The organism is Rhizobium sp. SEMIA 4085 (genome assembly GCF_013004495.1).
In the GTDB taxonomy this organism is placed as follows: Bacteria; Pseudomonadota; Alphaproteobacteria; order Rhizobiales; family Rhizobiaceae; genus Rhizobium; species Rhizobium gallicum.
Genome location: NZ_JABEPH010000669.1, coordinates 1 through 1210, shown reverse-complemented (window position 1 = coordinate 1210; position 1210 = coordinate 1). Strand labels below are relative to the sequence as shown.

Below are 1210 nucleotides of genomic sequence, written 5' to 3'. Positions count from 1 at the left end.
GTGGTGCTCTGGGCTGTACGGATGTTCGGCGCCGGTGACGCCAAGCTTTTCCTGCCGATCGGCCTTTTCGTCGGCTGGCACGGTATGCTGCCGTTTTCGATCTTCCTACTCGTCCTCGGCGTCGCGACGCTGCTGATGCTGCGGCTGCCGGTGCCGCTGCCCTTTAGGCATCTCGCCTTTTTTATGCGCATCGAGGAAATTCGGGCGAGCCGCAAGGTACCCTATGGCGTCGTCATGGTCTTCGCGGCGCTCCTTACCCTTGCTCTGCCCTCGGCAGAAACTGACGCTTCGGCAAGGTCCGCTTCCAAGGCACCAGGAGTTGCCGCACGATTGTTTACGGTATGATCACCAGCATGAAAGCGACGAACTGGAGACAATAGTCATCCCCAACAAGGTTCTCCGCGAGAGGCCTCAGGTTAATGTTCGCTTTTTTAGAGGTTACGTCGTTCGCAACCGGGGCTGGGTCAGTCCGCCGGCACGCGATTTTGCGCCAGAGCCGTTGCGCCGAAAACCGCGTTAGAAGCGAGGCAGTTGCCGGACAAATATTACGTGCTACCAGAGCGGCTCCAAACCACGACGAAATCGAGATTGTGATCGGCCAACTTAAGTTGCCGTCAAATCAGATTAATGAGACTAAGGAAATGATCTAGCAATGGCTCAACGGACGCGGCCCGCTCAACAGAATTGAATGTCGAATTTCTTGGACAAGTCGGACTGCGTCAGTGGCTTTTGGTAGTCGGGCCATTGTTTTCTTAGGGCCACGAGCGCTTTGGCCGCCGTCGGCGGCTTGTGGGCTTGAAATCCATCGATTTGATGGAGCAAGAGCGTTTCGTGGCAAATGTCCTGCCAGATGATGTCTATGCCATTGTTCTTGGCCAGTGCTTCCGTTTGGTGACGACTTGTAGCGTTCGTCGCCACCTGATCAAAATCTAACAAGACAGCTTTGATAGAGGCCGCGCTGACGCTCAAATTTTTCTATCTTCTGAATCGCGAGTCTAACTGACTCTCCGCTTCCTGCCGGGAATGGCAGCGCGCGGGCGTGGCGGCGTGCTCAATCTCGGTTCCATAGCCGGATTCACGGCCGGGCCGAATATGGCCCTGTATTATGCGAGCAAAGCCTTCGTGCGCTTCTTTTCGGAAGCGCTTCATCAGGAATTGCGCCGCACGGGCGTGACCGTCACATGCGTTGCGCCGGGACCGGTGTCGACCG

Annotated in this window: 1 protein-coding gene and 2 pseudogenes; 2 read left to right on the top strand and 1 reads right to left on the bottom strand. The window is 56.4% G+C overall.

Annotation, left to right across the window (positions count from 1 at the left end; genetic code table 11):
* Positions 1 to 345 (top strand): annotated as a pseudogene (locus C9413_RS32230) (hypothetical protein); the annotation flags it as partial.
* Between the two features lie 330 nt (positions 346 to 675).
* On the opposite strand, the gene C9413_RS32225 reads toward C9413_RS32230, so the two are convergent.
* Entirely contained in the window at positions 676 to 969 is a 294-nt protein-coding gene (locus C9413_RS32225) for a hypothetical protein (RefSeq protein ID WP_039843830.1), read from the bottom strand.
* Between the two features lie 30 nt (positions 970 to 999).
* Between C9413_RS32225 and C9413_RS32220 the strand changes: the two are divergent.
* Positions 1000 to 1210, top strand: a pseudogene (locus C9413_RS32220) (SDR family NAD(P)-dependent oxidoreductase); the annotation flags it as partial.